Origin of the sequence: uncultured Aquabacterium sp., assembly GCF_913773725.1 — a bacterium.
Classification (GTDB): domain Bacteria; phylum Pseudomonadota; class Gammaproteobacteria; order Burkholderiales; family Burkholderiaceae_C; genus Aquabacterium.
The window spans coordinates 1-8403 of record NZ_CAJYGK010000111.1 but is presented as its reverse complement, the minus strand read 5'-3'; the positions used below and the strand labels follow the sequence as shown (position 1 = coordinate 8403).

General features: G+C 61.5%; 6 protein-coding genes and 2 pseudogenes. 7 read left to right on the top strand and 1 reads right to left on the bottom strand.

Going from position 1 to position 8403, the window contains the following annotated elements; translation table 11 throughout:
• The 7 genes and pseudogenes from QZ709_RS13175 to QZ709_RS13145 form a co-directional block, all read left to right on the top strand.
• A partial coding sequence (locus tag QZ709_RS13175) for a DUF4148 domain-containing protein (RefSeq protein WP_294637733.1) occupies positions 1-334 on the top strand: 334 nt, incomplete at its 5' end.
• Positions 335-792: 458 nt separating this feature from the next.
• On the top strand, positions 793-1041 hold the full coding sequence (locus QZ709_RS13170) for a DUF2789 domain-containing protein (protein WP_066697057.1): 249 nt from the start codon (positions 793-795) through the stop codon (positions 1039-1041).
• The gene (locus tag QZ709_RS13165; RefSeq protein ID WP_207375327.1) at positions 1038-2312 is read left to right on the top strand and encodes a TolC family protein; all 1275 of its coding nucleotides are present in this window, start codon (positions 1038-1040) and stop codon (positions 2310-2312) included. The genes QZ709_RS13170 and QZ709_RS13165 overlap by 4 nt, the downstream gene beginning before the upstream one ends.
• Positions 2309-3913 carry an efflux RND transporter periplasmic adaptor subunit gene (locus QZ709_RS13160; protein ID WP_207375328.1) on the top strand — a complete coding sequence of 535 codons (1605 nt, stop codon included), beginning with the start codon at positions 2309-2311 and terminating at the stop codon, positions 3911-3913. Before QZ709_RS13165 ends, QZ709_RS13160 begins: the two co-directional genes overlap by 4 nt.
• Positions 3914-3928: 15 nt before the next feature.
• Positions 3929-7060 carry an efflux RND transporter permease subunit gene (locus QZ709_RS13155; RefSeq protein ID WP_207375329.1) on the top strand — a complete coding sequence of 1044 codons (3132 nt, stop codon included), beginning with the start codon at positions 3929-3931 and terminating at the stop codon, positions 7058-7060.
• A gap of 6 nt (positions 7061-7066) precedes the next feature.
• Positions 7067-7367: pseudogene (locus tag QZ709_RS13150) on the top strand (IS3 family transposase); the annotation flags it as partial.
• A 195-nt stretch (positions 7368-7562) separates the two neighbouring features.
• On the top strand, positions 7563-7853 hold the full coding sequence (locus QZ709_RS13145; protein ID WP_207375602.1) for a hypothetical protein: 291 nt from the start codon (positions 7563-7565) through the stop codon (positions 7851-7853).
• Between the two features lie 109 nt (positions 7854-7962).
• Here the strand turns inward: QZ709_RS13145 and QZ709_RS21320 are convergent.
• Positions 7963-8157: pseudogene (locus QZ709_RS21320) on the bottom strand (type II restriction endonuclease); the annotation flags it as partial.
• Positions 8158-8403 lie beyond the last annotated feature (246 nt).

The following is an 8403-nucleotide window of genomic DNA, read 5'->3' as shown; positions in this document are numbered from 1 at the left end:
CCTCTCCCTTTCTTCCATGATCGCAGCCGCAACCGCAGTAGTTGCTCTGGGCCTTCCAGGGATGGCTTCGGCAGCCTACGAGCATCCTGCCAACAATGAAAAGGGCGTAATCGTTCACCCGGAACACTTCAAGAGCGAGAAAACCCGCGCCCAAGTCAAGGCGGAGACCGAGGCTGCGATGCGGCAAGGCCGCCTTTCTTATGGTGAGAGCAACTACCCCATCCGCACACCTGATGTAAGTTCTGGCAAGACGCGTGAGCAAGTAATCAACGAACTGCTGAGCGAGTCACCTGCCGAACGCTCCGAGCGTCTGCGTCTCTACTCCCCGGGTTGATAGCCCCCAATTGGGGCTCGAGCAGAGCACGTTGAATCCATTCTGTGGGATCGCGCGTCGGCCTGGCTAACCTCGGGATTTCAGCAGCCTGATAGGTCACGCCCCAAAAATTACCTGACAGAAATGTAATTTTTGAAACATTTTCCCGTCAGTCTCGGGCTTGCATAATCACAACGTGAATTCGCACGCGGTGGGCGGACTCAAATACGAAGTGCAACACCCTGGATTTCAGTGAAAGAGGGTGGGATGGCTTGCAGAGCGGTCATTTTGGCGCTGAGCCTGACGCTTTCGTGAGCCTCCACCGACCACGTCTTCAGAATTTTTCAGGACTTACGCAAAATCGCCCCAGCGGCGTTGCTCTTCCTTGCCGTGCGCTTGCGCTGTCTGCGTCAGAGCGCCTTACTGGAACAATTTTGCGTAAGTCCTATTTTTGTGTTTGAACAATAGGGACCACCGCTATGGAAAAGTCATTTCATCGCTTCTCTGAACTGTTTTCCCAGCTTGGTCTGCGCATGGACGCGGCAGGCATCGGGGAGTTCTTGGAGGCCCACGCTCCACTGCCGGCCGATGTGCTGCTGGCCGATGCGCCATTCTGGACACCATCTCAGGCGACTCTGTTGCGCGAAGAACTTCTGGAAGACGCGGACTGGGCCGAAGTAATTGACCGGTTGAATTCCGCTTTGCGTGCGCCAAGGGGGAGGTCATGATGCCTATGAGGAATCGCCTGTCGTTGGGTGTGGTAATGGTGTCTCTCGCGCTGAGCTCGATGGTTTACGCGCAGGAGGTCAAGCTTGGGTCGAGTGTTGAAGGGTTGCTGCAAGCGGCCTGGGAGCGAAACCCCGAAATCGCAAGCATGCGTTTTGATGCCGATGCCGCTGCCGAGCGTGTCGTACCCGCGGGTGCCTTGCCGGATCCAAAGTTCAGCATGGAACTTCGTGACCTTACCCGGATGGGCGAGCGCAACCCGACGCTGCTGCCAGGGCGTGTGGGCAGCACGCGATACCTGCTCACACAGGAATTGCCGTGGTTTGGGAAACGGGGCCTCAAGCGTGAATCGGCCCAATTGCAGGCCGAGGCGGCTCGAGGGCGAGTGGCTGGCACCTGGAGTGAACTAGCGACCAAGATCAAGACGACATACGCCCAACTCTACTATCTGGACCAGAACGAGCGGCTGACCAGGGAGATCCTGGACCTGATGACTCGCCTGGAAAAAGTCGCCCAGGTGCGCTACGCCGGTGGCCTGGCCGCGCAGCAGGACGTGATTCGTGCGCAGCTGGAGCAAACCACCATGCGCAACGAATTGATTGCACTCGAAGCAGAGCGAAGTCAGTTGCAGGCCAAGCTGAAAGCGCTCGTGGGGCGCCCTGCCAGCGAGATGCTGGCTACGCCAGAGAGCATTCGCACACTTCCGGCGCCTGAGACCATGCGATTTGATGTCCTGGAGCAGCGTGCACGGTCCAGCAATCCGCTGCTGAGAACCGAGGAGTCACAAATCCAGGCTGCAGAAAAGAACCGTGAACTCACCTACAAGAACCGCTATCCGGACTTTGCGGTGGGGGTGTCACCCATCCAGTACGGTAAGTCGATCCGGGAATGGGAGTTGATGGTCGAGGTCACCATTCCCTTGCAGCAGGACACCCGGCGCGCACAGGAGCAGGAAGCACAGGCCATGCTGGATGCCGCCCGCTCGCGCCGCGAAGCGGCCACCAACCAAGTACTGGCGGATCTGTATGAAAACTTGGCGGGCCTGGATGCGGCTCGCCGTACGCTGGCGTTGACCACGGACAGCCTGCTACCCCAGTCGGAGCTGACGTTCCGGTCGGCTTTGGCAGGCTACGAATCGGGCAAGGTGGATTTCGCCACCCTGCTGGATGCACAGAGACAGATACGACAAGCCAAACTCAATCAAGTCAAAGCAGGAGTCGCGGCGCAGATTCGCCTGGCAGACATCGAGCGCATCGTGGGAGAAGATCTATGACAACAACTATCAAGGTGGGCGCGCTCGTGCTGGCCGCCACGGCACTGGCTGCGGGAGGCGGCTATTGGTACGGGCAACGCCAGTCCGCTGCACATGGATCAGTGCAGGCGACATCGACTGTTGCTTCGGCAAACGATAAGAAGGAGCGCAAGGTTCTCTATTACCGCAATCCGATGGGCTTGCCCGATACGTCCCCCACGCCCAAGAAGGACCCGATGGGGATGGATTACATCCCCGTCTACGAGGGCGATCAGGAACCGGAAGCCGGAAGCGCCAACCAGATCAAGATCAGCACCGACAAGGTTCAGAAGCTCGGGGTGCGCGTTGAGGCTGTCAGCCTGCGCAACCTGGACAAGATGGTGCGCGCGGCAGGCCGCATCGAACCCGACGAGCGCCTGACCTACGCCATCACCCCCAAGTTCGAGGGCTACGTCGAACGCTTGCATGTCAACGCCACCGGCCAGGCCGTGGGCAAGGGCCAGCCGTTGTTCGAGGTCTACAGCCCAGAGCTGGTGTCGGCGCAACGCGAATATGCGATTGCCGCCCAAGGGCTCGACGCCTTGAAGGGCGCCAGCGTGGAAACACAGAAAGGAATGCGAGAACTCGCCGAATCGGGCCTGACGCGCCTGCGCAACTGGGATATTTCGGACGAGCAGGTGAAGGCGCTGACTCAGTCGGGCACGGCGCGCCGCACCCTCACATTTCGCTCGCCGGTGGCAGGCATCGTGACCGAGAAAAAGGCGGTACAGGGCATGCGTTTCATGCCAGGCGACGCGCTCTACCAGGTCACTAACCTGTCTTCAGTGTGGGTGATAGCCGATGTATTCGAGCAGGACATCGGCATGGTCAAAACAGGGGCAAAGGCCACGGTTCGCATCAACGCCTACCCGGACAAGGTATTCACCGGTTCCATCACCTACGTCTATCCCACGCTCACGGCGGAAACCCGCACCGTGCCCGTGCGGGTTGAATTGGCCAATCCAGGCGGACTGCTGAAGCCGGGCATGTTTGCCCAGGTGGAACTGCCCGCCACCTCGAAGGGGGCCGTCCTGACGGTGCCGACGTCGGCCGTCATCGACAGCGGAACACGGCAGATCGTTCTGGTGCAACTCAAGGAGGGGCGTTTCGAGCCCCGCGAAGTCAAGGTCGGCGCGCGCAGCGAGGACCGCATCGAAATCATCGAGGGCGTGCGGGATGGCGAGATGGTGGTGGTGGCCGCCAACTTCCTCATCGATGCGGAAAGCAACCTCAAGGCTGCCGTCGGGAGCCTGGGACATGCAGGGCACGGTGCGCAAATCCCCACGGAGGGTTCCACCAGTACCCAGGCCGTCACCGGCGTGGGCCACCAGGCCGAAGGCACGGTGGAGGAGGTTGACACCAAAACCTCCACGGTCACCCTGGCGCATGGCCCGGTGGCCAGCCTCAAATGGCCGGCCATGTCCATGGAGTTCAAGGTCGCCAACAGCGGCTTGCTGAAAGAGCTCAAGCCCGGCGCAGCGGTGGCATTCGAGTTTCTCGAACGCGGTCAGGGCGAATGGGTGATTACCGCCGTCAAGCCTCTGGGCAAGGCTGCGGCTAACCCTCACGCCGGCCACAACTGATTTTTGGGAGACACCATGCTTGCGAAGATCATCGACTGGTCGGGGAGAAACCGTTTCCTGGTGCTGCTGGCGACCCTGTTCGTCATTGTTGGCGGTGTCTATGCCGTGCTCAAGACGCCGCTGGACGCGCTGCCGGACCTGTCGGACGTTCAGGTCATCGTCTACACCGAGTATCCGGGCCAGGCCCCGCAGGTGGTCGAAGATCAGGTCACGTATCCGCTGACCACCTCCATGCTGTCGGTTCCGAAGTCGAAGGTGGTGCGCGGCTTCTCCTTCTTCGGCGCCTCGTTCGTCTACATCATCTTCGAGGATGGCACCGACATCTACTGGGCCCGCTCGCGCGTGCTCGAATACCTCAACTTCGCGGCGGGGCGCATGCCCAAGGGCGTGACGCCGCAGATCGGCCCGGACGCGACCGGCGTGGGCTGGGTCTACCAGTACGCGCTGCTGGCCAAGGACAAGACCCTGGCCGAGCTGCGCACGCTGCAGGACTGGTACCTGCGCTACCAGCTCACCAAGGCCCATGGCGTGGCCGAGGTGGCATCCATTGGCGGGTTTGTGCAGACCTACCAGATCACCGTCGACCCGGTGAAGCTGCGCGCCTACGGCATTCCATTGGCCAAGGTGTCGCAGGTGGTGCGCGACTCCAACCGCGACGTGGGCGGCCGCGTGGTGGAGATGGCCGAGACCGAGTACATGGTGCGCGGCAAGGGCTACCTGCGCGGCGTGTCTGACATCGAGAACCTGGTGGTCAAGGCCGACAAGGGCACGCCGGTGCTGGTGCGCGACATCGCCCGCGTGGAACTGGCGCCGGACGAGCGCCGGGGCCTGACGGAACTCAACGGCGAGGGCGAGGTGGTCTCGGGCATCGCCATGGCGCGCTACGGCCAGAACGCGCTGGAGGTGATCCACAACCTGAAGGAAAAGATCGCAGAGGTATCAAGCGGCTTGCCGCAGGGCGTCACCATCGAGGCGGTGTACGACCGGTCCGACCTGATCCACCGCGCGATCGACACGCTCAAGCGCACGCTGCTCGAAGAAAGCCTGATCGTCGCGCTGGTCTGCGTGGTCTTCCTGATGCATGTGCGCTCGGCCCTGGTGGCGATCCTGATGCTCCCCGTGGGGGTGCTGATCGCCTTCATCGCCATGCGCCTGCTGGGCATGAACTCCAACCTGATGAGCCTGGGTGGCATCGCCATCGCCATCGGGGCCATGGTGGACGCGGCCATCGTCATGATCGAGAACGCGCACAAGCACCTGGAACGCTTGCCCGAGGAGCACACCAACACCGAGCGCGTGGAAGCCATGATTGCCGCCTGCAAGGAGGTGGGCCCGGCTTTGTTCTTCTCGCTGCTCATCATCACCGTGTCCTTCCTGCCGGTGTTCACGCTGGAGTCGCAGGAAGGCCGCCTGTTCTCGCCACTGGCCTATACCAAAACCTTTGCCATGGCCGGTGCCGCGCTACTGTCGGTGACGCTGGTGCCCGTGCTGATGATGCTGTTCATCCGTGGGCGCATCCTGCCGGAGGCACGCAACCCGGTGAACCGGTTCCTCATCTGGATCTACCGTCCCATCATCGCCGCCGTGATGCGGTGGAAGAAACTGACGGTTGCCACGTCGATCATCGTGCTGGGCGTGTCGTTCTACCCCGCCAGCCAGCTCGGCTCGGAGTTCATGCCCACGCTCAACGAAGGCACGCTGCTGTACATGCCCGCGTCGCTGCCCGGCATGTCCATCACCAAGGCGGCCGAGCTGATGCAGACGCAGAACAAAATCATCAAGAGCTTCCCGGAGGTGGTATCGGTCTATGGCAAGGCTGGGCGCGCCAACACCGCCACCGACCCGGCGCCGACCGAGATGTTCGAGACCGTCATCAACCTCAAGCCCGAGTCCGAATGGCGCCCCGGCATGACGACCGACAAGCTCATCGCGGAACTGGACAAGGCATTGCAATTCCCCGGCGTGTCCAACGCCTGGACCATGCCCATCAAGGCGCGCATCGACATGCTGTCCACCGGTATCCGCACGCCCATCGGCATCAAGGTCTTCGGCAAGGACCTGGGCGAGATGGAACGCCTGGCGCGCGAGATCGAAACCGTGGTCAAGCAGGTGCCCGGAACGACCTCGGCGTTCGCGGAACGCATCACAGGGGGCTTTTACCTCAATATTGAACCCGACCGGGCGCAGCTGGCACGCTACGGCCTGGGGGTAGGAGAGCTGCAGGACGTCATTGGCACGGCCCTGGGCGGCGAAATGGTGACCACCACGGTGGAAGGCCGCGAGCGCTTTGGCGTGACGGTGCGCTACCCGCGCGAGCTGCGCGCCGACCCGCAGCAGATCGCCCGTGAAGTGCTGGTACCCACCATGGATGGCGCCATGGTCCCGCTGGGACAGGTGGCGCGCGTGGAAGTCGCCAAGGGGGCACCCGGCATCCGCACTGAAAATGCGCTTCTGTCTGCCTACATCTTCGTCGACATCCGTGATCGGGACATCGGCAGCTATGTGGCAGACGCCCGCAAGGCCGTGAACGAGCAAGTTCAGTTCCCGCCCGGCTACTACGCCACCTGGAGCGGCCAGTTCGAATCCATGGAGCGCGCGGTGCAGAAGATGAAGGTCGTCATCCCGGTCACCTTGCTCATCATCTTCCTGCTGCTGTACCTGAACTTCAAGCGCCTGACCGAAACCTTGATCGTCATGCTGTCGGTGCCGTTTGCCCTGGTGGGGGGTATCTGGCTCATGTGGTGGCTGGGCTACAACATGTCGGTGGCTGTCGCGGTGGGCTTCATCGCACTGGCCGGGGTGGCAGCAGAGACGGGCGTCATCATGCTGATCTATCTCGACCATGCCTGGGAAGAAATTCAGGCACGGCGCCGATCGGAGAACAAGGAGCCTAGCGTGGCCGACCTCTACGAAGCCATCATGGAAGGCGCAGTCGAACGGGTGCGCCCCAAGATGATGACCGTGGTTGCCATCATGGCGGGCCTGCTGCCCATCCTGTGGGGGACCGGCACCGGCTCGGAAGTGATGAGTCGTATCGCTGCCCCGATGGTGGGCGGGATGATTTCTTCGACCGTGCTCACGCTGGCAGTAATTCCCGCTATTTATGGCTTGGTCAAGCAGTTTGAACTTCGAAGAAGGCGAGCTTGATGCGATTGGCCTCGCATGCACAAGGAACTGCTCGCCCGTGGCATCCGGGTGGGCAGGAAACGTGTGCGCCGCTTGATGCAGCAGCACGGCATCCGGGCCAAGACCCAGCACAAATTTGTGGTGACCACGGACAGCCGCCACAGCCCCGCCGGTGGCCCCGGACCTGGTACAGCGACGTTTCAATCCCGATACACCCGACCAGCTCTGGTGTGGCAACACCACCTACATCGCCACCGACGAAGGTTGGGTGTACCTGGCAGCGGTCATCGACCTGTTCAGCCGCCAGGTGGTGGGCTGGAGCATGCAGGCGCACAACTATTGATCCGGCAGGCTTTATTCGTAAACCTTGCTCGGGCTGAGGTGTCGAAGCCCCTCGACGGGCTCAAGTTGAACGGCATCGGGACTCTGCAATAAACCGTGCCGGATCAATAGGCCGCCGTCAAGGCACTTTGTTCCCCTCACGCAGCTCAAGCCCCCTTTTTCGCATACCAAGGGAATCATCATGAACAAGCTGATCTACCCCCTCGCCGGCGCGCTGATGCTGGGCGCCACCTTGCCGGTCCTGGCCGGCCCTGACTTTCAGGCTATCGAGCAAGGCCGCAAGGCCGGCCAGGAGGCCGAGGCCACGCGCACGCGAGATGCCACCGAGGCCGCCAAAACCGGCCGTGGCGACTGCCCGCCCCAGCCCTTGATCCTGCCGCTCGACCATGGTCCGCGTGCCTTGACTACGCCCTACCTGAACCAACTGCGCAAGCAGCGCTTCGAGGCGGAGATGAAGGCCTGCAAGGAATGACGCCGAGGAAGCGCCTATTCAGTCGGCCCTGCAAAACTCATCCGCCTGCCCATGCCAGCCGGCCCAACCCATGGAGGAGAAATAAGGCATAAGGCATAAGGCAGAAGACTTACAACCGCTGTGAAATCTCCAGCAATGGCTTGATGCTGGAGCCAAAGCGGCTCATGGACGCGTGGTTCTGCTCCAGTTGGCTGTAAGGCAGATAACGAATCCCGAGTTCCGAAACACGGGAGAATGCCGGTCTTTGGAGTTGCTCCGCCACCTTGGCTCGGCGATTGTCTGGGGCCACCATAAAGAGCGCACATTTTTCTGCAACCGGTGACTTCTGTCTACCCGTGTGGTTGGTCCTCCGTCCTCCGCATTCGTCCCCCGCGCACGTCCACCAACTCGCGCTCCAATTCACGCAGATTCTTAACAACAATGTCATCTGGCTGTCCGGATTCTGTTGGGGTGCGCTCCCTAAGATGAACACATCACCTCAACGCCCGACCAAGGCATGAGAGATGCAAGTTTCATCCACCTTCCTTAGGAGCTTCAACCATGACCCAAC

Excerpts from the sequence above, each read along its gene's own strand:
- QZ709_RS13170 (WP_066697057.1), top strand. The coding sequence starts at position 793 with ATGGAAAAGTCATTTCATCGCTTCTCTGAACTGTTTTCCCAGCTTGGT.
- QZ709_RS13165 (WP_207375327.1), top strand. The coding sequence starts at position 1,038 with ATGATGCCTATGAGGAATCGCCTGTCGTTGGGTGTGGTAATGGTGTCT.
- QZ709_RS13160 (WP_207375328.1), top strand. The coding sequence starts at position 2,309 with ATGACAACAACTATCAAGGTGGGCGCGCTCGTGCTGGCCGCCACGGCA.
- QZ709_RS13155 (WP_207375329.1), top strand. The coding sequence starts at position 3,929 with ATGCTTGCGAAGATCATCGACTGGTCGGGGAGAAACCGTTTCCTGGTG.
- QZ709_RS13145 (WP_207375602.1), top strand. The coding sequence starts at position 7,563 with ATGAACAAGCTGATCTACCCCCTCGCCGGCGCGCTGATGCTGGGCGCC.